Origin of the sequence: Pseudomonas sp. MS646, from assembly GCF_036693845.1 — a bacterium.
GTDB classification, from domain to species: Bacteria; Pseudomonadota; Gammaproteobacteria; order Pseudomonadales; family Pseudomonadaceae; genus Aquipseudomonas; species Aquipseudomonas chlororaphis_E.
On sequence record NZ_CP144763.1, the window covers coordinates 5,025,684 to 5,050,959 of the forward strand.

Annotated in this window: 27 protein-coding genes; 1 reads left to right on the forward strand and 26 read right to left on the reverse strand. The window is 61.9% G+C overall.

What is annotated here, in order from left to right; genetic code table 11:
• Positions 1–38 precede the first annotated feature (38 nt).
• From V3H56_RS22080 to trmJ, 21 genes are all read right to left on the reverse strand, one after another.
• Positions 39–830 (reverse strand): amidohydrolase, encoded by a 792-nt coding sequence (locus V3H56_RS22080; protein WP_042727985.1) that lies wholly within the window; start codon positions 828–830, stop codon positions 39–41.
• The gene (locus tag V3H56_RS22085; RefSeq protein WP_047736788.1) at positions 818–1,966 is read right to left on the reverse strand and encodes a pyridoxal phosphate-dependent aminotransferase; all 1,149 of its coding nucleotides are present in this window, start codon (positions 1,964–1,966) and stop codon (positions 818–820) included. The genes V3H56_RS22080 and V3H56_RS22085 overlap by 13 nt, the downstream gene beginning before the upstream one ends.
• Positions 1,967–2,282: 316 nt before the next feature.
• The gene (gene der / locus V3H56_RS22090; protein ID WP_042727987.1) at positions 2,283–3,755 is read right to left on the reverse strand and encodes a ribosome biogenesis GTPase Der; all 1,473 of its coding nucleotides are present in this window, start codon (positions 3,753–3,755) and stop codon (positions 2,283–2,285) included.
• Between the two features lie 201 nt (positions 3,756–3,956).
• Entirely contained in the window at positions 3,957–5,108 is a 1,152-nt protein-coding gene (gene bamB / locus V3H56_RS22095; RefSeq protein ID WP_047736791.1) for an outer membrane protein assembly factor BamB, read from the reverse strand.
• Positions 5,101–5,742: a tetratricopeptide repeat protein gene (locus tag V3H56_RS22100; RefSeq protein ID WP_042727989.1), complete on the reverse strand. Its 642-nt coding sequence runs from the start codon at positions 5,740–5,742 to the stop codon at positions 5,101–5,103. Before V3H56_RS22100 ends, bamB begins: the two co-directional genes overlap by 8 nt.
• Positions 5,743–5,782: 40 nt before the next feature.
• Entirely contained in the window at positions 5,783–7,072 is a 1,290-nt protein-coding gene (gene hisS, locus V3H56_RS22105) for a histidine--tRNA ligase (protein ID WP_047736793.1), read from the reverse strand.
• Between the two features lie 23 nt (positions 7,073–7,095).
• Positions 7,096–8,205, reverse strand: a complete 1,110-nt coding sequence (gene ispG, locus V3H56_RS22110; RefSeq protein ID WP_020795607.1) for a flavodoxin-dependent (E)-4-hydroxy-3-methylbut-2-enyl-diphosphate synthase — start codon at positions 8,203–8,205, stop codon at positions 7,096–7,098.
• 3 nt (positions 8,206–8,208) lie between these two features.
• Positions 8,209–9,249: a RodZ family helix-turn-helix domain-containing protein gene (locus V3H56_RS22115; protein WP_123579934.1), complete on the reverse strand. Its 1,041-nt coding sequence runs from the start codon at positions 9,247–9,249 to the stop codon at positions 8,209–8,211.
• Positions 9,249–10,007, reverse strand: coding sequence for a type IV pilus biogenesis/stability protein PilW (gene pilW, locus V3H56_RS22120; protein ID WP_042727992.1), 759 nt, complete (start codon positions 10,005–10,007; stop codon positions 9,249–9,251). Before pilW ends, V3H56_RS22115 begins: the two co-directional genes overlap by 1 nt.
• 12 nt (positions 10,008–10,019) lie before the next feature.
• The gene (rlmN, locus tag V3H56_RS22125; protein ID WP_042727993.1) at positions 10,020–11,168 is read right to left on the reverse strand and encodes a 23S rRNA (adenine(2503)-C(2))-methyltransferase RlmN; all 1,149 of its coding nucleotides are present in this window, start codon (positions 11,166–11,168) and stop codon (positions 10,020–10,022) included.
• Positions 11,169–11,196: 28 nt separating this feature from the next.
• Complete coding sequence (gene ndk / locus V3H56_RS22130; RefSeq protein WP_042727994.1) at positions 11,197–11,622, reverse strand: nucleoside-diphosphate kinase; 426 nt, start codon at positions 11,620–11,622, stop codon at positions 11,197–11,199.
• An 88-nt stretch (positions 11,623–11,710) separates the two neighbouring features.
• Complete coding sequence (gene iscX / locus V3H56_RS22135) at positions 11,711–11,911, reverse strand: Fe-S cluster assembly protein IscX (RefSeq protein WP_042727995.1); 201 nt, start codon at positions 11,909–11,911, stop codon at positions 11,711–11,713.
• A 13-nt stretch (positions 11,912–11,924) separates the two neighbouring features.
• The gene (gene fdx / locus V3H56_RS22140; protein WP_042727996.1) at positions 11,925–12,266 is read right to left on the reverse strand and encodes an ISC system 2Fe-2S type ferredoxin; all 342 of its coding nucleotides are present in this window, start codon (positions 12,264–12,266) and stop codon (positions 11,925–11,927) included.
• A gap of 3 nt (positions 12,267–12,269) precedes the next feature.
• The gene (hscA, locus tag V3H56_RS22145; protein WP_212802996.1) at positions 12,270–14,132 is read right to left on the reverse strand and encodes a Fe-S protein assembly chaperone HscA; all 1,863 of its coding nucleotides are present in this window, start codon (positions 14,130–14,132) and stop codon (positions 12,270–12,272) included.
• A gap of 50 nt (positions 14,133–14,182) precedes the next feature.
• Positions 14,183–14,704 (reverse strand): co-chaperone HscB, encoded by a 522-nt coding sequence (hscB, locus tag V3H56_RS22150; protein ID WP_047736804.1) that lies wholly within the window; start codon positions 14,702–14,704, stop codon positions 14,183–14,185.
• Positions 14,705–14,712: 8 nt separating this feature from the next.
• Positions 14,713–15,036, reverse strand: coding sequence for an iron-sulfur cluster assembly protein IscA (iscA, locus tag V3H56_RS22155; protein ID WP_030139597.1), 324 nt, complete (start codon positions 15,034–15,036; stop codon positions 14,713–14,715).
• Positions 15,037–15,060: 24 nt separating this feature from the next.
• Positions 15,061–15,447: a Fe-S cluster assembly scaffold IscU gene (gene iscU / locus V3H56_RS22160; RefSeq protein ID WP_003185157.1), complete on the reverse strand. Its 387-nt coding sequence runs from the start codon at positions 15,445–15,447 to the stop codon at positions 15,061–15,063.
• 43 nt (positions 15,448–15,490) lie between these two features.
• Positions 15,491–16,705, reverse strand: a complete 1,215-nt coding sequence (locus V3H56_RS22165) for an IscS subfamily cysteine desulfurase (protein WP_042727999.1) — start codon at positions 16,703–16,705, stop codon at positions 15,491–15,493.
• Positions 16,706–16,755: 50 nt separating this feature from the next.
• Positions 16,756–17,247 (reverse strand): Fe-S cluster assembly transcriptional regulator IscR, encoded by a 492-nt coding sequence (gene iscR, locus V3H56_RS22170; RefSeq protein ID WP_042728000.1) that lies wholly within the window; start codon positions 17,245–17,247, stop codon positions 16,756–16,758.
• A gap of 267 nt (positions 17,248–17,514) precedes the next feature.
• Positions 17,515–18,291, reverse strand: coding sequence for a serine O-acetyltransferase (gene cysE / locus V3H56_RS22175; RefSeq protein ID WP_042728001.1), 777 nt, complete (start codon positions 18,289–18,291; stop codon positions 17,515–17,517).
• Position 18,292: 1 nt separating this feature from the next.
• The gene (trmJ, locus tag V3H56_RS22180; RefSeq protein WP_042728002.1) at positions 18,293–19,063 is read right to left on the reverse strand and encodes a tRNA (cytosine(32)/uridine(32)-2'-O)-methyltransferase TrmJ; all 771 of its coding nucleotides are present in this window, start codon (positions 19,061–19,063) and stop codon (positions 18,293–18,295) included.
• Positions 19,064–19,207: 144 nt separating this feature from the next.
• Here trmJ and suhB point away from each other — a divergent pair, with 144 nt between their 5' ends.
• A complete protein-coding gene (suhB, locus tag V3H56_RS22185) occupies positions 19,208–20,026 on the forward strand; it encodes an inositol-phosphate phosphatase (RefSeq protein WP_003185165.1) in 819 nt (272 codons plus the stop codon).
• Between the two features lie 233 nt (positions 20,027–20,259).
• Here suhB and V3H56_RS22190 read toward each other — a convergent pair whose 3' ends face one another.
• The 5 genes from V3H56_RS22190 to tgt all read right to left on the reverse strand — a co-directional run bounded on the left by V3H56_RS22190 (position 20,260) and on the right by tgt (position 25,276).
• Positions 20,260–20,808, reverse strand: coding sequence for a glycine zipper 2TM domain-containing protein (locus V3H56_RS22190; RefSeq protein ID WP_042728003.1), 549 nt, complete (start codon positions 20,806–20,808; stop codon positions 20,260–20,262).
• Positions 20,809–20,923: 115 nt separating this feature from the next.
• A complete protein-coding gene (gene secF / locus V3H56_RS22195; RefSeq protein WP_042728004.1) occupies positions 20,924–21,838 on the reverse strand; it encodes a protein translocase subunit SecF in 915 nt (304 codons plus the stop codon).
• A 9-nt stretch (positions 21,839–21,847) separates the two neighbouring features.
• Positions 21,848–23,716, reverse strand: coding sequence for a protein translocase subunit SecD (gene secD / locus V3H56_RS22200; RefSeq protein ID WP_042728005.1), 1,869 nt, complete (start codon positions 23,714–23,716; stop codon positions 21,848–21,850).
• Between the two features lie 65 nt (positions 23,717–23,781).
• On the reverse strand, positions 23,782–24,117 hold the full coding sequence (gene yajC, locus V3H56_RS22205) for a preprotein translocase subunit YajC (RefSeq protein WP_024777037.1): 336 nt from the start codon (positions 24,115–24,117) through the stop codon (positions 23,782–23,784).
• Between the two features lie 43 nt (positions 24,118–24,160).
• Positions 24,161–25,276, reverse strand: a complete 1,116-nt coding sequence (gene tgt / locus V3H56_RS22210) for a tRNA guanosine(34) transglycosylase Tgt (RefSeq protein WP_161796089.1) — start codon at positions 25,274–25,276, stop codon at positions 24,161–24,163.

Sequence of the window (25,276 nt, forward strand, 5' to 3'; positions counted from 1 at the left end):
GCCTGCGCCCCCCTTTCTAAAGGGCTGAATCGTTACATTTAGATGAATTCGAAGTCATCTGCATCCAGGTTCGCGGGAAACCGCGTGCGGTACGCGGCCAGGTCGGCTGCGTTCAAGCGCACCGTGAACACACCGTCGGCGTCGCCGGCGCTGAGCAAGGTCTCGCCCTGGAAATCCAGCACCTGGCTGTCGCCGGTGTAGGCGAAGCCCTTGCCATCGGTACCGATGCGGTTCACCGCGGCGACATAACACAGGTTCTCGATCGCCCGGGCCGGCAGGAGCCGGTTCCAATGCTGGCGACGCGCACCTGGCCAGTTGGCGGTGTACAGCAGCAGGTCGGTGTCCTCGGCGTCGCGGCTCCAGACCGGAAAGCGCAGGTCGTAGCAGATCAGCGGACGAACCCGCCAGCCCTTGAGCTCGAATAGCACCTGGCGCTCCCCCGGCGTGTAGTGGTTGTGCTCCCCCGCCATGCGAAACAGATGACGCTTGTCGTAATGCAGCACTTCACCGTCCGGCCGCACCCAGAGCAGGCGGTTGCGGTGGCTACCGTCGGCGGCCTGGACAATCAGGCTGCCGGTGATCACCGCATCGAGCCGCGCCGCCTGGGTGCGAAGCCACACGCTGGTGGGGCCGTGCTCCGGCTCCGCCAGGGTGTGCGACGCCATGGAAAACCCGGTGGTGAACATTTCCGGGAGGATGATCAAGTCCGCCCCGCGGGCCTGTTCCAACAGGCCTTCGAAATGCTCCAGGTTGGCCTGGCGATCGTGCCAGGCCAGCGTGGTCTGGATCAGGGCAATGTCGAGGTTCGGCAACGCGCTCAAATCACGCATAGTTTTTCCGCCGCTTCACGCAGCGTCTCCTCGCGCTTGGCAAAGCACAGGCGCACCAGGCGCTGGCCTTGGGGTGGGTCCTGATAGAACACCGACACCGGAATCGTCGCCACGCCGTGTTCACGGGTCAGCCAGACCGCCATGTCGACGTCGTTCAGGTCCGGGCGGATCTGGCTGTAATCCACCAGCTGAAAGTAAGTCCCGGCCACGCGCTTGAAGCTGAACCGCGACGGAGCCAGCAGATCGCAGAACAGGTCACGCTTGGCCTGGTAGAAGGCCGGCAGCTCATCGACGTGCTCGGGGTGCTCGGCCATGTAGTCGGCCAGGGCGTACTGCAACGGCGTCACACCGCAGAAACTGACGTACTGATGGACCTTGCGCAGCTCCGCGCTCAGAGCCGGCGGTGCCACGACGTAGCCGGTTTTCCAGCCCGTGACGTGATAGGTCTTGCCGAACGAACTGACCACGAAGGCCCGCTGATACAGTTCTTCGTGGGCCAGCACGCTGGCATGGGACACACCGTCGAACACCAGGTGTTCATAGACTTCGTCGCTAACCAGGTAGATATCGCGGTCGCGAATCAACGTCGCCAACCGATCCAGCTCGGCGCGGCTGATCAGCGCGCCGCTGGGGTTGTGCGGGGTGTTGAGGATGATCATGCGGGTACGCGGGCTCAAGGCTTCGCCAAGCTTCTGGAAGTCGATGGCGAAATCTTCCAGGCCCAGTTGCACGTGCACGCAACGCCCACCGGCCAACGTTACGGCGGGCTCGTAGCTGTCATAGCAAGGGTCGAACACGATCACTTCGTCACCACGGTGGACCACGGCGGCAATGGCACAGAAAATCCCCTGGGTCGCACCAGGCGTCACGGTGATCTCCTGGTCGGCATCGACGCTGGCGCCGTAGCTGCGGGTGATTTTCGCGGCGATCTGCTGACGCAAGGCCGGCAGGCCGGTCATGGGCGAATACTGGTTATGGCCTTGGGCAACATGCCGACCGACCGCATCGCGCAAGGCCTGCGGGCCATCGAAATCGGGAAACCCCTGGGACAGGTTCAGCGCGCCGGTCTGCGCGGCAAGCTGGGACATCTGGGTGAAAATGGTGATGCCGACGTTTGGCAACTTGCTGGTGATCATCAACGGTCCCTTGCTCTGCCCCCGGCTCTGGCGCGGCGCGGGAGAGACCGAGAATAGCCCAATCGTCGGGCATGAAAAAGGGTGCCCAGGGGCACCCGATATCACTCAATGACATCACAGCCATCCCGACACAGAACCCTGTGGCGAGGGGATTTATCCCCGCTGGGTTGCGCAGCAACCCCAAAGCAGTGAATTCAATCTACCTGACACACCGAGTTGTGGGTTTTAGGGCTGCTACGCAGCCCAGCGGGGATAAATCCCCTCGCCACAGGTTCTGGATGCTGTCTCTGTGGGCAACGCCCCTCTGAGCAGTCAATCAGCGCTTATCGCGACGCTTCTTGTCGGCCTTCTTGTGGTGCGACATCAAGCGGCGCTTCTTGTTGACCTGGCGGTCGGTGAGCGTGTTCTTGTTGCCTTCGTACGGGTTCTCGCCGCCCTTGAACTCGATGCGGATCGGCGTGCCGACCAGCTTCAGGACGCGGCGATAGGTGTTTTCCAGGTAACGGACGTAGGACTTGGGCACCTTCTCGATCTGGTTACCGTGAATCACGATGATCGGCGGGTTGGCACCACCCAGGTGGGCGTAACGCAGCTTGATCCGACGGTTGTTGACCATCGGTGGCGCGTGCTCGCCGACGGCGTCTTCGAGGATCTGGGTCAGGCGGTTGGTCGGCCAGCGGGTGACCGCCGACTTGAACGAGTTCTGCACCGAGGCGTAGAGGTTGCCCACGCCCGTGCCGTGCAGGGCCGAGATGAAGTGGATGTCGGCGAAGTCGACGAAGAACAGCCGGCGCTGCAATTCGACCTTCACGAAATCCCGCTCGCTGGGCGTCATGCCGTCCCATTTGTTGATCGCGATGACCAATGCGCGACCGGCCTCCAGGGCAAAGCCCAGCAGGTTCAGGTCGTGATCGACCACGCCTTCGCGCGCGTCCATCACGAAGATCACCACGTTGGCGTCCTTGATCGCCTGCAACGTCTTGACCACGGAGAATTTTTCGACTTCTTCGTGGATCTTGCCGCGCTTGCGCACACCAGCGGTGTCGATCAGCGTGTACTTCTCTTCGTTGCGTTCGAAGGGAATGTAGATGCTGTCGCGGGTGGTGCCGGGCTGGTCATACACGATCACCCGGTCTTCACCGAGCATGCGGTTGACCAGGGTCGACTTGCCCACGTTCGGACGACCGATGATGGCGATCTTGATACCGTCTTTTTCGCTCGGGCCCGGAATACGCTTGGCTTCTTCGCCTTCGGCGACGATTTCCTCTTCGCCCTCTTCCGGCTCGTCTTCATCGTCCTTCGGGAAGTCCGCCAGGGCGATTTCCAGCAGTTGGCTGATACCACGGCCGTGGGCACCGGCGATCGGGATCGCCTGGCCCATGCCCAACGGTGCGAATTCGGCGCGGGCCATGTCCGGGTCGATGTTGTCGACCTTGTTGGCCACCACGTGGGAGCGCTTGTTACGTTTGCGCAAATGCTCGGCGATCATCTGGTCGGCGGCGGTAAAACCGGCCTTGGCGTCTACCAGGAACAGCACCACATCGGCTTCTTCGATGGCGAGCAACGACTGCTCGGCCATTTTTTCGTCCATGCCGTGTTCATCACCGGAGATGCCGCCGGTGTCGACCAGGATATAGGTACGCCCTTGCCACTTGGCCTCACCGTATTGGCGATCACGGGTCAGACCGGACAAGTCGCCGACGATGGCGTCGCGAGTCCTGGTCAGGCGATTGAACAAGGTGGACTTGCCGACGTTCGGTCGGCCCACCAGGGCGATTACGGGAACCATGCGGCTCTCCACTTCGTTATTTCAGAAAATACAAAAGCCGCTGCGAGGCAGCGGCTGGTGCTCGGAGGCCGTCCTGTGGGAGCGGGCTTGCTCGCGAAAGCGGTGTGTCAGTCGAGAATTTGTCTTCTGATACGCCGTATTCGCGAGCAAGCCCGCTCCCACAAAGGACAGGCCGCTTGAGGTCTAGCCCCAAGCATAGTCTTACTTGATGGTCAGGGCTTCCAGCTTGCCGCTGTTGCCATACACATAAATCATGTTGCCCACCACCAGCGGACGGGCACGCAGGCCGTCGCTGTCGATGCGCTCACGGCCGACGAAACGGCCGTCTACCTGGCTGAGCAGGTGCAGGTAACCTTCCAGGTCACCCACTGCAACGTAGCTGGAGAACACTTCCGGGGCCGACAACTGGCGGCGGGCCAGGGAATCATTGCTCCACAACGCGGTGGTAGAACGCTCGTCGACGCCTTCGACCGTGCCCGAGGACAGGCTCACGTAGACGCTGCCAAACCCTTGGGCGACACCGGCGTAGCTGGACGCATCGCGTTGCCACAGCGGACGACCGCTTTCCAGGTCCAGTGCGGCCACGCGGCCCTGGTAGCTGGCGACGTACAGTGTACCGCCGGACAACAGCAGGCCGCCGTCGATGTCGACCACGCGCTCCAGTTCCGAACGACCTTGCGGGACAGCAACGCGCTGCTCCCACACCGGCACGCCGTTGGAGATGTCCAGGGCGACCACCTTACCCGTCGACAACCCAGCCACCGCGAGGCGGTTGGTGACGACAGGCGCGCTGGTGCCGCGCAGGGTCAGTACTGCCGGTGTGCTGTCATAGACCCAGCGCTGGTTGCCGGTGGCGGCATCCAGGCCGATCAGACGGTCATCCTGGGTCTGGACCACGACCACGTCACCGTTGGTGGCCGGCGGGGCGAGCACTTCACTGGACACGCGGGCGCGCCATTTCTCTTCACCGCTGCTCGCATCGAGGGCGACGATCTCCCCCTTGAGCGTGCCGATCATGACCAGACCGTAACCCACGCCCACGGCGCCGGACACAGGCAGTTCGAGGTCCTTTTCCCACTTGGTGTCGCCGTTCATGCGATCCAGTGCATACACTTCACCGGTGACGTCACCGGCGTAGATCGTGTCGCCATCGATGGCCGGCACCAGCATGTTGTAGGTTTCGCCCTGGCCTTCGCCGATGGAACGGCTCCATTGCTTCTGCAGCACGACTTCTTCTTTGAAATCGGTCAGCTCGGCCGGAGGCAGTTCTTTCTTGCTGTTGCTGCTGCAACCCGCGGCCAGAATGGCCAGGGTCAGCAATGCTGCATGTTTCCAACGGATCACGTCACGCATCCCCTTTGGCCAGGTCGTCCAGCTTGATTTGCAGGCCACCGACTGCGGCTTCATCCGACAGCGCAGCCTTGGCTTTTTGGTAGGCCGCGTGAGCCTCATCGGTGCGCCCCAGCTGTACCAGCAGGTCGCCCTTGAGTTCTTCGCGGGTCGCCAGGAAGGCCTTGTCGGCATCGCCGTCAAGCAACTTCAGGGCGTCTTCGGTCTTGTTCTGTGCCGCCAGCACCTGCGCCAGGCGCTGACGCGCCACTTCGCCCAGGGTCGGGTTGGCCGGCTTGTCGACAATGCCCTTGAGCTCGGTGGCGGCGTCGTCCAGCTTGCCGTTGTCCACCGCTACCTTGGCCACGAACAGGCGACCGTACTGCGCGTACGCGGTGCCGCCGAACTCGCTGTTGAGCTTGCCGGCCAGATCCGCGACACGTGCCGCGTCAGGCTTGCCGTCTGGCGTCAGGGTGGTTTCCAGCAATTGCTGATAGAGCACCGAGGCGCCTTGCGACTGGTTGTTCTGGTATTTCTGGTAGGCCTGCCAGCCGAACACGATGACCAGCGCCAACAGGCCGCCAGTGACCAGCGGCTTGCCATTGCGCGTCCACCAGTCCTTCAAATCCGCCAGCTGTTCATCTTCGGTACTCGACACCCCAATACTCCTTAATCGCTAAATCGGCTGTTTGACAGCTTCAACCCTGCACGACGCAGGTGGCCAGGTGTGCAGCAAGCGCATCCCAGGCAATGCTTTGTTGTTCGCCCTGGCCACGCAGGGGTTTGAAACCTACCACTTGTTGGGCCAGTTCGTCGTCACCAAGGATCAGTGCATACAGCGCACCGCTCTTGTCGGCCTTCTTGAACTGGCTCTTGAAGCTGCCGGCACCGGCGTTGATCTGCAGGCGCAGGTTGGGCAACTGGTCGCGGACCCGCTCACTCAGCGACAATGCCGCCAGCTCGGCCGCTTCGCCGAACGCGCAGAGGTAGACGTCAACCTGACGGGACAGCGCCTGCGGCACCTTGTCCAAGGCCTCGAGCATCAGCACCAGGCGCTCGATGCCCATGGCAAAGCCCACGCCCGGGGTCGGCTTGCCGCCCATCTGTTCCACCAGCCCGTCGTAGCGGCCGCCGGCACACACGGTGCCCTGGGCGCCGAGCTTGTCGGTGACCCATTCGAATACGGTCTTGCTGTAGTAATCCAGGCCACGGACCAGTTTCGGGTTGATCACGTAGGGAATGCCGGCGGCGTCGAGACGAGCCTTGAGCCCTTCGAAGTGCACGCGGGACTCTTCGTCCAGGTAGTCGGCCAGCTTCGGCGCATCCACCAGCACGGCCTGGGTGTCCGGATTCTTGGTATCCAGCACCCGCAGCGGGTTGGTCTTGAGCCGACGCTGGCTGTCTTCGTCCAGGTGCTCGAGGCGGGCCGAGAGGAACTCCACCAACGCGTCACGGTACCGAGCACGGGCTTCGGCGGTGCCGAGGCTGTTGAGCTCCAGCTTGACCGCGTCGCGGATGCCCAGCTCACCCCACAGGCGCCAAGTCAGCACGATCAGCTCGGCGTCGATGTCCGGGCCATCGAGGTTGAACACTTCGCAGCCGATCTGGTGGAACTGGCGATAACGGCCTTTCTGCGGACGCTCGTGACGGAACATCGGGCCGATGTACCAGAGCTTCTGCACCTGGCCGCCACCGGTGATGCCGTGCTCGAGCACCGCACGTACGCACGCCGCCGTGCCTTCGGGGCGCAGGGTCAGGGAATCGCCGTTGCGATCGTCGAAGGTGTACATCTCTTTTTCGACGATGTCGGTCACTTCACCAATCGAGCGCTTGAACAGCTCGGTGAACTCGACGATCGGCATGCGGATCTGCCGGTAACCGTAGTTATCCAGCAAACGCGCCACGGTGCCCTCGAAATAGCGCCACAGGGGCGTCTGCTCGGGCAGGATGTCGTTCATGCCACGAATGGCTTGCAGGGACTTGCTCACAGATTTTCCTTAAATTCGTTCGATCAGCCGCGCGCGATCACCGCTGCGTCGGCCTCGACCTTCTCGGCCGCCTTCTCGCGGATCAGCCGTTCCAGCTCATCCACCAGATTGTCATTCGTCAATTTCTGCGACGGCTTGCCGTCGATGTAAATCAGGTTCGGCGTACCGCCGGTGAGGCCGATATGGGCCTCCTTGGCTTCGCCCGGCCCGTTGACCACGCAGCCAATCACCGCGACATCCAGCGGCACCAGCAGGTCTTCGAGTCGCCCTTCCAGCTCATTCATGGTCTTGACCACATCGAAGTTCTGCCGCGAGCAGCTCGGGCAAGCGATGAAGTTGATGCCACGGGACCGCAGGTGCAGGGACTTGAGGATGTCGTAGCCGACCTTCACTTCCTCGACCGGGTCCGCCGCCAACGAGATGCGGATGGTATCGCCAATCCCTTCGGCGAGCAGCATACCGAGGCCGACGGCGGATTTCACCGTGCCCGAACGCAACCCGCCCGCTTCGGTGATGCCCAGGTGCAGCGGCTGGACGATTTCCTTGGCCAGCAGCCGGTAGGCTTCAACGGCCATGAACACATCGGAGGCCTTCACGCTGACCTTGAAGTCCTGGAAATTCAGGCGTTCGAGGTGCTCGACGTGACGCAGCGCCGACTCGACCAGCGCCGCCGGGGTCGGCTCGCCGTATTTCTTTTGCAGGTCTTTTTCCAGGGAACCGGCGTTCACCCCGATGCGAATCGGGATGCCACGGTCGCGGGCGGCATCCACCACGGCACGCACGCGGTCTTCGCGACCGATGTTGCCGGGGTTGATGCGCAGGCAATCCACACCCAACTCGGCCACGCGCAGGGCGATGCGGTAGTCGAAGTGGATGTCGGCCACCAAGGGGACCTTGACCAGTTGCTTGATCTTGCCGAATGCCTCGGCGGCGTCCATGTCCGGCACCGAAACCCGCACGATGTCGACACCGGCGGCTTCCAGGCGGTTGATCTGCGCGACCGTGGCGGCCACGTCATTGGTGTCGCTGTTGGTCATGCTCTGCACAGCGATAGGAGCATCGCCGCCCACGGGCACGTTGCCGACCCAGATTTTTCGGGATTCGCGACGCTTGATAGGAGATTCGCCGTGCATGACTTATTGACCCAACTTCAGGCGAGCGGTCTCGCCACTGGTGAACGGAGCCACATCGACCGGCTGGCCGTTGTAGCTGACCTGTGCGCCACGGGCATACCCCAGGCGTACGGCGAAAGGCGGCTTGCCATTGATGGACGTGCTGTCGCCCTTGCGCTTGAGGCCACTGAACAGGACCTTGCCGTTGCCGTCGGTGACCTGGGTCCAGCAGTCGGCGGTGAACTGAATCTGGACCTGGCCTTCACCGGCTGCCGGGGCAACCGAGGTCGCCGGAGCGGCTGGGGCGGCTGGAGCGGCCGGCACTGCCGGAGCGACTGGAGCGGCGTGGGTGGCAGGCGCAGCCACTGTTGGCGCTGGCGTGCCTGGCGCGGCAGGGGCGGTGGCAATCGGTGCGCCGCCCGTGCTCGGGGCAGCAGGCGTGGTCGGTGCCGGGACAGCTGGCTCAGCGCCGGCCTGGGCGTCGGCATCGTCCGGGCTTTGTGGCAGCGCCAGATTGGTCTCGCCTTCGGCCTGGCCTTCCACGACGGCCTGGTCTTCCGGCTCGTCCAGCGGATGGATCTGGGTCGTGCCGTCGGCGCCTTCGACCTCGACGTGCTCGGAGTTCATCGCCACCGGCTCTTTGTTGCGCTGGGACGTCTGGTCCTGCCACCAGACGAAACCGCCACCGATCACCGCGATCAGCAACAACAGGCTGACAATGCGCAGGATCGTGTGGGAAACACGAACTGGCTCCTCGATGCGTCCCAGGCTGTGCACATTGCTGCCCTGGGCGTCGGAACCGGTGTATTGATCGAACTGCTGGACCAGAACGGTCTGGTCCATGCCGAGCAACTTGGCATAGGCGCGGATATAGCCGCGGGCGAAAGTGTGCCCGGGCAGCTTGTCGAACGCGCCCGCTTCCAGGTTGCTCAGGGAAGTCACGGTGAGATTGAGCTTGTGGGCCACTTCGGCCAGCGACCAACCATTGCTTTCGCGGGCTTGACGCAGGGTCTCACCGGGATTTACGCGAGTCGCTGCTACAACTTCGGGATGCGCCGCTTTCATCATTGCTCCGACAGGTATTGCTGATATTCCGGCGTACCGGGATAGAGTCTTTTGAGTTGCAGGCCATAACTTGCAGCCTTGTCGCGATCTTCAAACACATGTGCCAGCCGAACGCCGAGCAATAGACTACGTGCATTTTGCTCGCTGAGCAGGCTAAAACGCTCGTAGTAGTCACGCGCGGGCACATAATGCCTGTCTTCGTAGGACAACTCAGCCATTTCCAGCAGGGCCCGCGGTTGTTGGCGGTTGAGGCGCAGGGCCTTTTCCAGCTGCTGGCGGGCCAGGTCTCGCTGGCCCAGTTGCGCGGCCGTCATGCCAAGGTTCTCGAATACCCGCGAGCGCTCTGGGTAAAGGGTGTCGGCGGCGGCCTGCTCGAAGCGCTCGTAGGCTTCCTTGTAACGCTTCTGCTCGTAAAGAAAACCGCCGTAGTTGTTCAGGATCCGTGCGTCCTGGGGCCGTGCCGAAAGCGCCTTGCGAAAATGCTGGTCGGCCAGCTCCGACTCCAGTTCGGCCTGGAACACCAGGGCCAGGGCCGCGTTGGCGTCGGCGTCGTTGTCGTCCAGGTCCAGGGCTTTCTTGAGCGGGACCTTGGCCCGTTCGGTCATGCCCTGCTGCAAGTAGCCAATGCCCAGTTGCACATAGGCCGCACGCGCCTCATCGCGCCCCTTGCTGGTTTTCATCGGGTTGTAGTCACCCGACAGAACACAACCGGAACACAGCCCGGCCAACAGCAAGATGAGCGCGAAGCGCAGGGACATAGAGTTCCTCTCTTAGTGACTGTTCGCAGCGTTCTGCGCCACATCGTCGGAGGCGTTCAACTCGCGCACGGCAATGTAGCGTTCGCTGCGACGGGTGCGATCCAGCACCTGCCCTACCAATTGGCCACACGCGGCATCGATGTCTTCGCCGCGGGTGGTGCGCACGGTGACGTTGAAGCCAGCGTGGTGAAGCTGATCCTGGAAGCGACGAATCGCATTGTTGCTCGGACGCTCGTAACCGGAATGCGGGAACGGGTTGAACGGGATCAGGTTGATCTTGCACGGGATGTTCTTGAGCAGTTCGATCATCTCGACCGCATGCTCGACTTTGTCGTTCACATCCTTGAGCAAGGTGTACTCGATGGTCAGCACGCGCTTCTCGCCCAGGGCCGACATGTAGCGCTGGCATGACTCGAGCAGCATCTTAAGCGGATACTTCTTGTTGATTGGCACCAATTGGTTACGCAATGCGTCATTGGGTGCGTGCAGCGACAACGCCAGGGAGACGTCGATGTGCTTGGCCAGCTCATCGATCATCGGCACCACGCCGGAGGTGGACAGGGTCACCCGACGCTTGGAAATGCCATAGCCCAGGTCATCCATCATCAAGTGCATGGCCGAGACGACGTTGTCGAAGTTCAGCAGCGGCTCACCCATGCCCATCATCACCACGTTGGTGATGGCACGGTCGACGGTCGCCGGGACGCTGCCAAAGGATTTGTTGGCAATCCACACCTGGCCGATCACTTCGGCGGCGGTGAGGTTGCTGTTGAAGCCTTGCTTGCCGGTGGAGCAGAAACTGCAATCCAGGGCACAGCCTGCCTGGGACGAAACGCACAAGGTGCCGCGTTTGCCCTGGGGAATGTAGACGGTCTCGACGCAGCTGCCGGACGCCACGCGCACCACCCACTTGCGGGTGCCGTCGCTGGAGATGTCCTCGCTGACCACTTCGGGGCCGCGAATCTCGGCAACCGCCTTGAGCTTCTCGCGCAAGGCCTTGCCGACATTCGTCATGGCGTCGAAGTCGTCGACGCCGAAGTGGTGAATCCATTTCATCACCTGGCCGGCACGGAAACGCTTCTCCCCGATCGAGTCGAAAAATTTCTCCATTTCCGGCTGGGTCAGGCCCAACAGGTTGGTTTTGCCGTTCGATGTAGTCATGGATTCACCTTCACTCAAAAGCCTGGGCTTAGCGAGTGGTTACTTCAGTAGCGGAGAAAAAGTAAGCGATTTCGCGAGCAGCAGCGGCTTCGGAGTCCGAACCGTGAACGGCGTTGGCGTCGATGGACTCGGCGAAGTCAGCACGGATGGTGCCGGCAGCCGCTTCTTTAGGGTTGGTGGCGCCCATCAGCTCACGGTTGCGAGCGATAGCGTTTTCGCCTTCCAGAACCTGGACGACAACCGGACCGGAAGTCATGAAGGCAACCAGTTCACCGAAGAAACCGCGCTCGCTGTGCTCGGCGTAGAAGCCTTCGGCCTCGGCCTTGGACAGTTGCTTCATTTTCGAAGCTACAACGCGCAGGCCAGCGTCTTCGAAGCGGGTAACGATCTTGCCGATGACGTTTTTAGCAACGGCGTCAGGCTTGATGATGGAGAAAGTACGTTGAACAGCCATGGTGTAACTCCAGAAACGATAATTTGTGAAAAATTAAACCCGCGAATTATACGCGGGTTCAGGGGTATTGCCTAACCTGCCGGGTCGATCAGTCGATTTCTTCGATCCAGAGCGTCTGAACCGCCTCCAGGACCTTCTCGCCGCAACGGCCGGAAGCATTGTCGAAGTCGGGCAGCTCCATGATCCATCGCTGCAGATCGACGAAGTTGACCGTCAACGGGTCTACGTCTGGCTTCGCTTCGGCCAATTCCTCAGCGATGCGCCGTACATCATTCCAACCATAGCTCATGACAGTGTCACCATCAGTGCGGCGCTTCGGCCGCATGGTTAAGCGAATATTTCGGGATCTCCACCACCAGGTCCTCGGTGCCGACCTTGGCCTGGCAGGTCAGGCGCGACGTCGGCTCCAGGCCCCAGGCGCGATCCAGGTAGTCTTCTTCGAGCTCATCGGCTTCGTTCAGCGAGTCAAACCCTTCGCGAATGATGCAATGGCACGTGGTGCAGGCACAAACGCCGCCGCAGGCGCTTTCGATCTCGATGTGGTTGTCGTGGGCCACTTCCAGCAGGGATTTGCCGGTTTCGGCCTCGACCACCATACCGTCCGGGCAGTGCTCGGCGTGTGGCAGAAAAATGATCTGCGGCATCAGTTATTCCTCGATTTCATTCAGGTTGCGCCCCGCCAGGGCGGCCTTGACTGTCGAGTCCAGGCGGCGGGCAGCAAAGGCATCGGTGACGCTCGACAGACGCTTGGTCTGCTGCTCGATGGCATGGCCATCGGTGCCCTTGATCAATTCGGACAGTTCCTGCATCTGCAATTCGATGACCATGCGCTCTTCGGCGTCCAGCAAGCGATCGCCATCGGCCTCGAGGGCACCCTGCACCGCTTCGATCAGGCGCTGGGCATCGACTTGTTGCTCGCGCAGCACGCGGGCCACCTTGTCGTCGCCGGCGTACTGGAACGAGTCCTTGAGCATCCGGGCGATTTCGCCGTCGGTCAGGCCATAGGACGGCTTGACCTGGATGCTTGCCTCGACACCCGAACCCAATTCGCGGGCGGTGACGTTGAGCAAGCCGTCGGCATCGACCTGGAAGGTCACGCGGATCTTCGCGGCACCGGCCACCATCGGCGGGATGCCACGCAGTTCGAAGCGCGCCAGGGAACGGCAGTCGCTGATCAGCTCACGCTCGCCTTGCAGCACGTGAACCATCATGGCCGACTGGCCGTCCTTGTAAGTGGTGAAGTCTTGGGCGCGGGCGACGGGAATGGTGGTGTTGCGCGGAATCACCTTCTCCATCAGGCCACCCATGGTCTCGAGGCCCAGGGACAGCGGAATCACATCGAGCAGCAGCAGTTCGCCGCCGTCACGCTTGTTGCCGGCCAGGGTATCGGCCTGGATCGCGGCGCCGATGGCCACCACCTGGTCCGGGTCGATTTCGGTCAATGGCTGACGGCCAAAGGCTTCGGCCACGGCCTGGCGAACGCGAGGCACACGGGTCGAGCCACCGACCATGACCACGGCCTTGACGTCTTCGAGCTCGACGCCCGAGTCACGCACGGCGCGACGGCAAGCCTTGAGGCTGCGGGCGACCATGGGTTCGATCAATGCATCGAAGGCTTCACGGCTCAGCACAGCGCTCCAGCCTTCGTAGTGCACTTCAACGCTGGCGGCGTCGGTCAGGGCTTCCTTGGCGGCGCAGGCGGTTTGCAGCAGGTGGCGCTGCGCACCCGGATCAAGGTCGGCGGACAGGCCCGCCTGCTCGATGATCCAGCCGGCAATGGCGTGGTCGAAGTCGTCGCCGCCCAGGGCGCTGTCGCCGCCGGTGGCCAGGACTTCGAAAACACCGCCGGTCAGGCGCAGGATGGAAATATCGAACGTGCCGCCACCCAGGTCGTAGATCGCGACGAGGCCTTCGGCGTGCTGGTCCAATCCGTAGGCCACCGCCGCGGCAGTCGGCTCGTTGAGCAGGCGCAGTACGTTGAGGCCGGCCAGCTTGGCCGCATCCTTGGTGGCTTGACGCTGGGCGTCGTCGAAGTAGGCCGGGACGGTGATCACCGCACCCACCAGCTCGCCGCCCAATGCGGCTTCGGCACGCACGCGCAGGACCTTGAGGATGTCGGCCGACACCTGCACCGGGCTTTTCGGCCCCTGCACGGTGTCGATGAACGGCATGTGGGATTCGCCGCCAACAAAACGATACGGCAGTTGGTCGCCCAACTGCTTGACGTCGGCCAGGCCGCGCCCCATCAAGCGCTTGACCGACACGACGGTGTTCAGCGGGTCAGTGGAGGCGGCCAGCTTGGCCGATTCACCCACCTCGACGCGGTCGGCGTGGTAGCGAACGGCGGATGGCAGGATCACCTGCCCCTGCTCGTCCGCCAGCGGTTCGGAGAGACCGCTGCGCAAGGCAGCGACCAGGGAATTGGTAGTACCCAAGTCGATTCCCACTGCCAGGCGACGCTGGTGGGGTTGTGGACTTTGGCCGGGTTCGGCGATCTGCAGTAGGGCCATCGTAATCAGGACTTATCTGTAATCAGGCGTGCGACCGGAGCGGCACTGGGTTAATCGTCGAGGCGCTCTTCGAGCTGGCGCACTTCGTAGGTGAGCTTGTCGAGGAACTGCATGCGCCGCATCAGGCGTTCGGCCTGTTCGCGTTGCGCGGCATCGTTCCAGCAGGCTGCGAAGCTTTCGTTCAGTGTGTGCTGGGCGTCTTTGAGACGGCGCTTGAAGGCCGCGACACCGGCCAGGTCGGCGCTCTCCTGGAGGTCTTCGAGCTCTTCGCGCCACTGCATCTGCTGCAGAAGAAACTCAGGGTCGTGCACCGTGACTTCCAGGGGCAACTCATGACCGCTGATGGCGAGCAGGTAGCGCGCGCGCTTGGCCGGATGCTTGAGCGTCTGGTAGGCCTCATTGAGGTTGGCAGACTGCTCCAGCGCCCGGCGCTGCTCGGCTTCGGAGGCATCGGCAAACCGGTCCGGGTGTACACCCCGGGCCAGCTCCAGGTAACGCGCGGACAACTGATCGAGATCCAGCTGGAACGCAGGCTGCATCTGGAACAAGGCAAAATGACAAGGAGTTCCCACGAGCCGCCTCAGATGTTGAAGCTTTCGCCGCAGCCACACTCACCGCGTACGTTGGGGTTGTTGAACTTGAAGCCTTCGTTCAACCCTTCCTTGACGAAATCCAGCTCGGTGCCGTCCAGGTACGTCAGGCTCTTCGGGTCGATGATCACTTTCTGACCATGACTTTCGAACACCTGGTCGTCTTCGCCCACTTCATCGACGAATTCGAGCACGTAGGCAAGGCCAGAGCAGCCCGTGGTGCGAACACCCAGGCGGATACCCTCGCCCTTGCCGCGCCCCGCGAGGGAACGCTGCACATGTTTAGCTGCCGCTTCTGTCATCTGGATAGCCATGGAAACTCCTTAGCGGTGCGCGGATCAGATCAAGCCTTTCTTCTGCTTGTAATCGCGAACGGCGGCCTTGATGGCGTCTTCAGCGAGTACCGAGCAGTGGATCTTCACTGGCGGCAGGGCCAGTTCTTCGGCCAGCTGGGTGTTCTTGATGGTTTCGGCTTCATCAAGGGTCTTGCCCTTCATCCACTCGGTGGCCAGGGAGCTGGACGCGATGGCCGAACCGCAGCCATAGGTCTTGAACTTGGCATCTTCGATGATGCCTTGCTCGTTGACCTTGATCTGCAGGCGCATCACGTCGCCGCATGCCGGGGCGCCGACCATGCCAGTGCCGACATCAGGATCCTGCGCGTCCATCTTGCCGACGTTGCGCGGGTTCTCGTAGTGGTCGATGACCTTTTCGCTATATGCCATTTGCTTCAATCCTCATCAGTGAGCCGCTCTGGTGGCGACTTCTTCAGTGCGCAGCCCACTCGATTTTCGAGATGTCGACGCCGTCTTTGTACATGTCCCACAGCGGCGACAAGGCGCGCAGCTTGGTGACGGCCTCGCAGACTTTCTGCGCGGCGTAATCGATTTCCTCTTCGGTGGTGAAGCGGCCGAAGGTGAAGCGAATCGAGCTATGGGCCAGTTCGTCGTTGCGGCCCAGGGCGCGCAGTACGTACGAAGGCTCGAGCGAAGCCGAGGTGCAAGCCGAACCGGACGACACAGCCAGGTCCTTGAGTGCCATGATCAGCGACTCGCCTTCAACGTAGTTGAAGCTCAGGTTCAGGTTGTGCGGGACGCGGGCGGTCATGCTGCCGTTGACGTAGAGTTCTTCGAGGTGCTCGACCTGCTTGAAGAAACGGTCGCTCAGGGCCTTGATGCGGACATTCTCGGCGGCCATGTCTTCCTTGGCGACGCGGAAGGCTTCGCCCATGCCGACGATCTGGTGGGTCGCCAGGGTGCCGGAACGCATGCCACGCTCGTGACCGCCACCGTGCATGGTCGCTTCGATGCGCACACGCGGCTTGCGGCTGACGTACAGCGCGCCGATGCCTTTGGGACCATAGGTCTTGTGGGCCGAGAAGGACATCAGGTCGACCTTGAGCTTCGACAGGTCGATCTCGACCTTGCCGGTGGACTGCGCCGCGTCGACGTGGAACAGCACACCCTTGGAACGGGTCAGCTCGCCAATGGCGGCGATGTCGTTGATGGTGCCGATTTCGTTGTTCACGTGCATGATCGAAACCAGGATGGTGTCGTCGCGCAGCGCGGCTTCAACCATGGCCGGGGTGATCAGGCCGTCTTCACCCGGCTCGATGTAGGTGACTTCGAAGCCTTCACGCTCCAATTGGCGCATGGTGTCCAGGACAGCCTTGTGCTCGACCTTGGAGGTGATCAGGTGCTTGCCCTTGGTGTGATAGAAATGCGCGACACCCTTGATTGCCAGGTTGTCGGACTCGGTGGCACCGGAGGTCCAGACGATTTCACGCGGGTCGGCGTTGACCAGATCGGCGACCTGGCGACGAGCGTTTTCAACCGACTCTTCGGCTTTCCAGCCGAACACGTGGGAACGGGACGCCGGGTTACCGAAGTTTCCGTCGACCAGCAGGCATTCACTCATTTTTTGCGCGACACGCGGATCAACCGGGGTGGTCGCAGAGTAATCAAGGTAAATCGGCAATTTCATGGACTCTCTCCTAAATCAGGCTGGCTGGCGTTCCGCGTGCTCTGCGGCGGTCATTCGACGGCGGACGCTTCAATCTTGTCCAGGTGCGGCGCCCTGCCATTGCAACGGCGCTGGTCCTGACGCTGGGCTACTTCTTGCACCTCACGGCGGGTGACAAGGTCGGCCAAGCTGATACCGCTCAGAAACTCGTGGATCTGCAGGCTCAAGTCGCACCACAGGTGATGGGTCAGGCAAGTATCGCCGCCATGGCAGTCGCCCAGCCCTTGGCATTTGGTCGCATCGACCGATTCGTTCACGGCATCGATCACCTGGGCGACCTGGATGCCTTGCATTTCACGGGACAGCTGGTATCCGCCGCCGGGGCCGCGCACGCTGGAGACCAGGTTGCTGCGGCGCAGCTTGGCGAACAGCTGCTCAAGATAAGACAGGGAAATGCCTTGGCGCTCGGAGATATCGGCCAGGGACACCGGCCCGTGCTGCGCGTGCAATGCCAGATCCAGCATTGCGGTCACGGCGTATCGGCCTTTTGTAGTCAGTCGCATGGACAATTACCACGGAGTTCGGAATGGGGGCGAGTATGCAATTCCCGAGTATTTAAGTCAAGTATAAGACCTAGTGGGTTACTCGGATTTACCCGCGAAAGAGCGCGCGCATGATAGCAAAGGCTTGGCGGGCAGGACCAGTGATACCGCGTTATCGTTCTTCGCGAGCAAGCTCGCTCCCACAGGGGGTCTGCGTCGTACATGAGTGATGTGCTCGACAGAGATCCCTGTGGGAGCGAGCTTGCTCGCGATGAGGCCAGCAGGGTCTCAGCTGGCCTGGCTTTCATCCTTGTCCTGCACACACGCAAAGTCTTCCTCGCGCAGTTCAGGCAGGTCCTTGGCACAGTAATTACTGCCCAGTTCCTTCAGGGCGCCGCACATCCCCTCCAGGCGACCATCGACGGCCTGCAGGTGATCGAGCAACTGGTTGATCGCGCGGGCCACCGGGTCGGGCATATCTTCGCCGACGCCGTAGGCATCGAAGCCGATCTTCTCGGCCATGGCTTTGCGCCGGGCATTCTGCTCGTCATCGGACTTGACGATGATCCGCCCCGGAATACCGACCACGGTCGCCCCGGGCGGCACAGCCTTGGTCACCACGGCGTTGGAGCCGACTTTGGCCCCCGCGCCCACTGTGAACGGCCCGAGCACCTTGGCGCCCGCCCCCACCACCACGCCGTCTTCCAGCGTCGGGTGGCGCTTGCCTTTGTTCCAACTGGTGCCGCCGAGGGTCACGCCCTGGTACAGGGTCACGTCATCACCGATCTCGGCGGTTTCGCCGATGACGATGCCCATGCCGTGGTCGATGAAAAACCGCCGACCGACCTTGGCGCCAGGATGGATCTCGATCCCGGTCAACCAGCGTCCGAAGTTCGAGACCAGCCGCGCCAGCCATTTCCAGCCCATATTCCACAACGCGCCAGACAACCGATGCAGCCAGATGGCGTGCATTCCCGGGTAGCAGGTCAGCACTTCAAAGGCATTGCGCGCCGCCGGGTCACGATGGAAAACGCTTTGGATATCTTCACGCAAACGTTCGAACATTTTATTTCTTCCGCTTAATCAGCTCACCACGGGCCGCTTTCTGGGTTTCCGTGAGGATGCCGCGCAATATATTCATCTCCGCCCGGCTGACCGAGCTTCGTCCGTACAACCGACGCAGGCGCGCCATCAAGTGCCTTGGCTTGTCCGGGTCGAGGAACTCGATGTCCACCAGGGTCTGCTCCAGGTGTTCAAAGTATCGTTCCAGCTCATCCATCGTCGCCAGTGTCTCACTGCGCGGCGAGCCGACCTCGGTTTTTTCGACCTTGCTTGGCTGCCCTTCGGCGGCCAGCCAGGCCATGCGCACTTCATAACTCAACACCTGCACCGCCGCCGCGAGGTTCAGGGAACTGAACGTCGGGTCGGAAGGGATATGCACGTGAAAGTGACATCGCTGCAGCTCTTCATTGGTCAGGCCGGAGTCTTCACGGCCGAACACCAGGGCGATCTCGCTGCCCTGCTCCGCTTCCTCGATGACCTTGGTCCCGCACTCGCGGGGGTCGAGCAACGGCCAGGGGATGCGCCGGTCGCGGGCACTGGTGCCGAGCACCAGGTTGCACCCGACCAAGGCGTCTTCCAGGGTGGCGACCACTTGCGCACCGGCAAGGATGTCATCGGCGCCGGACGCCCGGGCGTCGGCTTCGTGATGGGGGAACAGCCGCGGCTCGACCAGCACCAGGCGTGACAGGCCCATGTTCTTCATGGCCCGCGCAGCCCCGCCGATGTTACCCGGATGGCTGGTATTGACCAGGACGACACGAATGTTCTGCAACAAGGGAGGCGCTCCCGAACACGATAAAGGGAGCAAATCTTACATAAGCACCTACCGTTAAGCTATGAAAGCGAACACCAACCTTCTCCTCGGAAAACTTTCTGATAGAATGCGCGGCTTTCTTTAACAACCTTAGGTGACACATCCATGCAGCCCATGCTGAATATCGCGCTGCGCGCCGCCCGCAGCGCCAGTGAACTGATCTTCCGCTCCATCGAGCGCCTGGATACCATCAAGGTCGACGAAAAAGACGCCAAGGACTACGTGTCCGAGGTGGATCGCGCCGCCGAACAGAAGATCGTCGACGCCCTGCGCAAGGCTTACCCGAACCACTCGATCCTGGGCGAAGAGACCGGCATGCACGCCGGCACCGGCATCGAAGGCGAAGAGTACCTGTGGATCATCGACCCACTGGACGGCACCACCAACTTCCTGCGCGGCATTCCCCATTTTGCTGTCAGCATCGCCTGCAAATACCGTGGCCGCCTGGAACACGCTGTCGTGCTGGACCCGGTTCGCCAGGAAGAATTCACCGCCAGCCGTGGCCGTGGCGCCCAGTTGAACGGTCGTCGCCTGCGCGTCAGCGGCCGCACCAGCCTGGACGGCGCCCTGCTGGGCACTGGCTTCCCGTTCCGCGATGACCAGATGGACAACCTGGACAACTACCTGGGCATGTTCCGCGCCCTGGTCGGCCAGACCGCCGGCATCCGCCGCGCTGGCGCCGCCAGCCTGGACCTGGCCTATGTAGCCGCCGGCCGTTTCGATGCATTCTGGGAGTCGGGCCTGTCCGAGTGGGACATGGCCGCAGGCGCCCTGCTGATCCAGGAAGCTGGTGGCTTGGTGAGCGACTTCACCGGCGGCCACGACTTCCTCGAAAAAGGCCACATCGTGGCGGGCAACACCAAATGCTTCAAGGCGGTGCTGACGGCTATCCAGCCACACCTGCCGGCTTCGCTGAAACGCTAAGCAACGCAGCCACAGAAAAGCACCCTTCGGGGTGCTTTTTTTGTGCCTCGGTTTTATGGATGAGGCAAATCCTGTGGGAGCGGGCTTGCCCGTGAAGACAATGTCTCATTGGACATGGATGCAAGCTGATCCACCGCCTTCGCGGGCAAGCCCGCTCCCACACGGGATTGGGGTGGGTCAGGAATACGGCGTAAAAAAAGCACCCCGAAGGGTGCTTTTTCAATTCTTCCGAATTACTGGGCCGGTTCGTTCTGGCCCAGGATCAGTTGGCCTTCCTTGCTCACCGGGATCTGGTTGCCCGGGTCGCGATCCATACGGACTTTGCCTTCCTTGCCGTCGAGCATGTAGCGCACGTCGTAGCCGACGACCTTGTCACTGATGTCGTTGACGGTATTGCAGCGGGTTTGCGTCGTGGTGTACGTGTCACGCTCCTGCATGCCTTCCTGAATCTTGTTACCGGCATAGCCGCCGCCGGCCGCGCCGGCCACGGTGGCGATTTTCTTGCCGGTGCCGCCGCCCACCTGGTTGCCCAGCAGGCCACCGGCCAGGGCGCCGATCACGGTGCCGGCGATCTGGTGCTGGTCCTGGACCGGCTTCTGCCGGGTTACGGTGACGTCCTTGCACACTTCACGCGGGGTCTTGATCTGGGTCTTGACCGGTTCCACGGCCAATACTTGCGCATACTCAGGGCCACTTTTTACCAAGCTGTAGGTCGCGACCGCACCACCGGCAGTCACACCGACAGCACCCAATACCGCACCAACCAGCATCGATTTGTTCACTTGAACCTCCTGACCATCACAAGCGGAATAATCCGCGCTTCTCCCAGCCTTGGAGCATAAAAAAAGGCGCGAGTTCAACTCGCGCCTTTTCGGTCGTGACGGACGGGGACAAGCCTTATGGGCGGTCGTCCACTTCCGTTTCGGTGGCCGCTGGAGGAATGAGGTCCTCGGTGCTCAGGTTCAGCCAGATCAGCACCACGTTGGCGATGTAGATCGACGAGTAGGTACCCGCCAGTACACCGACGAACAGCGCGATGGAGAAACCAAACAGGTTATCGCCACCAAAGAACAGCAGCGCGGCGATCGCCAGCAGCGTGGAGATCGACGTCGCCATGGTCCGCAGCAGGGTCTGGGTGGTCGAGATGTTGATGTTCTCGATCAAGGAGGCCTTGCGCAGCACGCGGAAGTTCTCACGCACCCGGTCGAACACCACGATGGTGTCGTTGAGCGAGTAACCGATGATCGCCAGCACCGCCGCCAGCACCGTCAGGTCGAAGGTGATCTGGAAGAACGACAGGATGCCCACGGTCACGATCACGTCGTGGATCAGCGAGACGATGGCGCCCACCGCGAACTTCCACTGAAAGCGGAAGGCCAGGTAGATCAGGATGCCACCCAGCGCCATCAGCATGCCGAGGCCGCCCTGGTCGCGCAGCTCTTCACCCACCTGCGGGCCGACGAACTCGACGCGCTTGACCTGCGCCGGGTTGTCGCCACCGGCCTTCTGCAAGGCTTCGGCAACCTGGTGACCCAGTTGCGGGTCTTCGCCCGGCATGCGCACCAGCAGGTCGGTGGTCGCACCGAAGCTCTGCACGATGGCTTCGCCGTAGCCCGAGGTCGCCAGTTGCTCACGCACCTTGGTGACGTCGGCCGGACGCTCGTAGGTCAGCTCGATGAGCGTACCGCCAGTGAAGTCCAGGCCGTAGTTCAGGCCCTTGGTGGCCCAGCTGAACAACGCCAGTACGGTAAGAAACAATGTGACGCCGAACGCAACGTTGCGAACGCCCATGAAGTTGATTGTACGTAACATGGCAGCCCCTTAAATCCACAACTTCTTGAAGTCACGACCGCCAAAGATCAGGTTGACCATTGCGCGGGTCACCATGATGGCCGTGAACATCGAGGTAAAGATCCCGAGGGACATGGTCACTGCGAAGCCCTTGACCGGGCCAGTGCCCATGGCGAAGAGAATCCCGCCGACCAGCAACGTGGTCAGGTTGGCGTCGAGAATCGCGGTGAATGCCCGGCCGAAGCCTTCGTTGATTGCCCGCTGGATCGACATGCCCGCGGCGATCTCTTCACGTATCCGCGAGAAGATCAGCACGTTGGCGTCCACCGCCATGCCCATGGTCAATACGATACCGGCGATGCCCGGCAGGGTCAGCGTAGCCCCCAGCAGCGACATCAGGGCCAACAGCATCACCATGTTCACCGCTAGCGCGACCGTGGCAATGATGCCGAAGAAGCGGTAGATGGCGATGATGAACAGCGACACGAACAGCATGCCCCACAGCGAGGCGTCGATACCCTTGGTGATGTTGTCGGCACCCAGGCTCGGGCCGATGGTGCGCTCTTCAGCGAAGTACATCGGCGCGGCCAGGCCACCGGCACGCAGCAGCAGGGCCAGTTCCGAGGCCTCACCCTGGCCGTTCAGGCCGGTGATGCGGAATTGGCTGCCCAGCGGCGACTGGATGGTCGCCAGGCTGATGATCTTCTTCTCTTCCTTGAAGGCCTGCACGGCGACGTCTTTCTCGACGCCGTTTACCACTTGCTTGGTGTAGGTGGTGATCGGCTTCTGCTCGATGAAGATCACCGCCATGCTACGGCCGACGTTGCTGCGCGTGGCGCGGCTCATCAGTTCGCCACCGTGGCCGTCGAGGTGGATGTTCACCTGCGGACGACCGTGCTCGTCGAAGCTCGCCTTGGCGTCGGTCACCTGGTCACCGGTGATGATCAGGCCACGCTCGATCTGCGCCGGTGGACGGTTGCCCTCGCGGAACTCGAAGCTCTCGGAAGTGGCCTTGGACGCGCCCGGCTCGGCACCGAGGCGGAATTCCAGGTTGGCGGTCTTGCCGAGGATACGCTTGGCTTCGGCGGTGTCCTGCACGCCCGGCAGCTCGACCACGATGCGGTTGGCGCCCTGGCGCTGCACGATCGGCTCGGCTACACCCAGCTCGTTGACCCGGTTACGCACGGTGGTCAAGTTCTGCTTGATGGAGTATTCGCGGATTTCCGCCAGCTTGGCCGGGGTCATCGCCAGACGCAGCACCGCCTGACCATTGAGGTCGGCCGGTACGATGTCGAAATCGTTGAAGGTCTTGCGGATCAGTGCACGGGCCTGCTCGCGGGTATCTTCATCGCTGAAGCCCAGCTGAATGGCACCGTTGAACGCTGGCAGGCTGCGATAGCGCACGCGCTCCTTACGCAACAGGCTCTTGACGTCGCCTTCGTAGACTTTCATCCGCGCGTCGAGGGCTTTTTCCATGTCCACTTCCAGCAGGAAGTGCACACCGCCGGACAAGTCCAGACCCAGCTTCATGGGGTGCGCGCCGAGTTTGCGCAGCCATTGCGGGGTGGTCTGGGCCAGGTTCAGGGCTACGACGTAATCATCGCCGAGCGCCTTGCGCACCACGTCCTTGGCCGGCAATTGATCTTCGGCCTTGACCAGGCGCAACAGCCCGCCCTTGCCACCGCTGGCAACCGACGAAGCCTTGACCTCGATACCGGAAGCCTTGAGCGCTTCGCTCGCACGATCCAGATCCGCCTGGGTGACCTGCAGGGCCGTGCTTGCGCCACTGACCTGAATGGCCGGGTCATCCGGGTAGAGATTGGGAGCGGAATAAATCAGACCGATCGCCAGCACCGCCAGGATCAGTACATATTTCCACAGAGGGTATTTGTTCAGCATCACGCCGCCCGCTTATGACGCGGGGCGCCTTGCGCGCCCCGTCGATTGAAGAGAAGTTTGAAACCTTAGATCGCTTTCAGCGTGCCTTTTGGCAGCGTGGCCGCGATAGCGCCCTTCTGGAACTTCATTTCAACAGTGTCGGACACTTCCAGTACCACGAAATCATCCGCCACTTTGGTGATCTTGCCAGCGATACCGCCGGTGGTGACCACTTCGTCGCCCTTCTGCAAGCTGCCGAGCAGGTTCTTCTGCTCTTTGGCGCGCTTGGCCTGTGGACGCCAGATCATCAGGTAGAAGATAACCAGGAAGCCGACCAGGAAAATCCACTCGAAACCGCCACCCATAGGCGCGGCTGCGGGAGCAGCGGCATCAGCCATGGCGTTAGAGATAAAAAAGCTCATTTAGCACTCCAGTTGCAAGTATTGAATCTTAGGATCGGAAAACTCAGTCCAAGGGCGGAACAGGCAACCCGCGCTTGGCATAGAAGGCCTCGACAAAGGCGGCCAATGTACCCTGTTGAATAGCCTCGCGCAAACCAGCCATAAGCACCTGGTAATGGCGCAAATTGTGGATCGTATTCAGCATGCTACCGAGCATTTCGCCGCACTTGTCCAAATGATGCAGATAAGCGCGGGAGAAGTTCTGGCACGTGTAGCAGTCGCAGGTCGGATCCAGCGGCGAATCATCATGGCGATGAAACGCGTTACGGATCTTCAGCACACCCGTGTCGACGAACAGATGCCCATTGCGGGCATTACGGGTTGGCATCACGCAATCGAACATGTCCACCCCGCGGCGCACACCCTCAACCAGATCTTCCGGTTTGCCAACGCCCATAAGGTAACGAGGTTTGTCAGCGGGCATCTGGCCCGGCAGGTAATCGAGCACCTTGATCATTTCGTGCTTGGGTTCGCCCACCGACAGGCCGCCGATGGCCAGGCCGTCGAAGCCGATCTTGTCGAGGCCTTCGAGCGAACGCATGCGCAGGTCCTGGTGCATGCCGCCCTGGACGATGCCGAACAGCGCCGCCGTGTTGTCGCCATGGGCGTTCTTGGAGCGCTGGGCCCAGCGCAACGACAGCTCCATGGACACCCGCGCAACGTCTTCATCGGCCGGGTACGGCGTGCATTCGTCGAAGATCATCACGATGTCCGAGCCCAGGTCGCGCTGCACCTGCATGGATTCTTCCGGGCCCATGAACACCTTGGAACCGTCCACCGGCGAGGCGAAGGTCACGCCCTCCTCCTTGATCTTGCGCATGGCGCCCAGGCTGAACACCTGGAAGCCGCCGGAGTCGGTCAGGATCGGGCCTTTCCACTGCATGAAATCGTGCAGATCGCCGTGGGCCTTGATCACTTCCATGCCCGGGCGCAGCCACAGGTGGAAGGTGTTACCGAGGATGATTTCAGCGCCAATCGCCTCGATGTCGCGCGGCAGCATGCCCTTGACCGTGCCATAGGTGCCCACGGGCATGAACGCCGGGGTTTCCACCGTGCCACGAGGGAAGGTCAGACGACCGCGACGTGCCTTGCCATCGGTGGCCAGCAACTCGAAGGACAT

Bases quoted from the DNA above. Each gene is read 5' to 3' on its own strand.
- secD (WP_042728005.1), bottom strand. From the start codon at position 23,716: ATGCTGAACAAATACCCTCTGTGGAAATATGTACTGATCCTGGCGGTG.
- iscU (WP_003185157.1), bottom strand. From the start codon at position 15,447: ATGGCATATAGCGAAAAGGTCATCGACCACTACGAGAACCCGCGCAAC.
- rlmN (WP_042727993.1), bottom strand. From the start codon at position 11,168: ATGACTACATCGAACGGCAAAACCAACCTGTTGGGCCTGACCCAGCCG.
- iscA (WP_030139597.1), bottom strand. From the start codon at position 15,036: ATGGCTATCCAGATGACAGAAGCGGCAGCTAAACATGTGCAGCGTTCC.
- V3H56_RS22085 (WP_047736788.1), bottom strand. From the start codon at position 1,966: ATGATCACCAGCAAGTTGCCAAACGTCGGCATCACCATTTTCACCCAG.
- V3H56_RS22165 (WP_042727999.1), bottom strand. From the start codon at position 16,705: ATGAAATTGCCGATTTACCTTGATTACTCTGCGACCACCCCGGTTGAT.
- secF (WP_042728004.1), bottom strand. From the start codon at position 21,838: ATGTTACGTACAATCAACTTCATGGGCGTTCGCAACGTTGCGTTCGGC.
- tgt (WP_161796089.1), bottom strand. From the start codon at position 25,276: ATGTCCTTCGAGTTGCTGGCCACCGATGGCAAGGCACGTCGCGGTCGT.
- fdx (WP_042727996.1), bottom strand. From the start codon at position 12,266: ATGCCGCAGATCATTTTTCTGCCACACGCCGAGCACTGCCCGGACGGT.
- bamB (WP_047736791.1), bottom strand. From the start codon at position 5,108: ATGCGTGACGTGATCCGTTGGAAACATGCAGCATTGCTGACCCTGGCC.
- der (WP_042727987.1), bottom strand. From the start codon at position 3,755: ATGGTTCCCGTAATCGCCCTGGTGGGCCGACCGAACGTCGGCAAGTCC.
- iscR (WP_042728000.1), bottom strand. From the start codon at position 17,247: ATGCGACTGACTACAAAAGGCCGATACGCCGTGACCGCAATGCTGGAT.
- ndk (WP_042727994.1), bottom strand. From the start codon at position 11,622: ATGGCTGTTCAACGTACTTTCTCCATCATCAAGCCTGACGCCGTTGCT.
- cysE (WP_042728001.1), bottom strand. From the start codon at position 18,291: ATGTTCGAACGTTTGCGTGAAGATATCCAAAGCGTTTTCCATCGTGAC.
- V3H56_RS22115 (WP_123579934.1), bottom strand. From the start codon at position 9,249: ATGAAAGCGGCGCATCCCGAAGTTGTAGCAGCGACTCGCGTAAATCCC.
- suhB (WP_003185165.1), top strand. From the start codon at position 19,208: ATGCAGCCCATGCTGAATATCGCGCTGCGCGCCGCCCGCAGCGCCAGT.
- yajC (WP_024777037.1), bottom strand. From the start codon at position 24,117: ATGAGCTTTTTTATCTCTAACGCCATGGCTGATGCCGCTGCTCCCGCA.
- iscX (WP_042727995.1), bottom strand. From the start codon at position 11,911: ATGAGCTATGGTTGGAATGATGTACGGCGCATCGCTGAGGAATTGGCC.
- hscA (WP_212802996.1), bottom strand. From the start codon at position 14,132: ATGGCCCTACTGCAGATCGCCGAACCCGGCCAAAGTCCACAACCCCAC.
- ispG (WP_020795607.1), bottom strand. From the start codon at position 8,205: ATGCACGGCGAATCTCCTATCAAGCGTCGCGAATCCCGAAAAATCTGG.
- V3H56_RS22080 (WP_042727985.1), bottom strand. From the start codon at position 830: ATGCGTGATTTGAGCGCGTTGCCGAACCTCGACATTGCCCTGATCCAG.
- pilW (WP_042727992.1), bottom strand. From the start codon at position 10,007: ATGTCCCTGCGCTTCGCGCTCATCTTGCTGTTGGCCGGGCTGTGTTCC.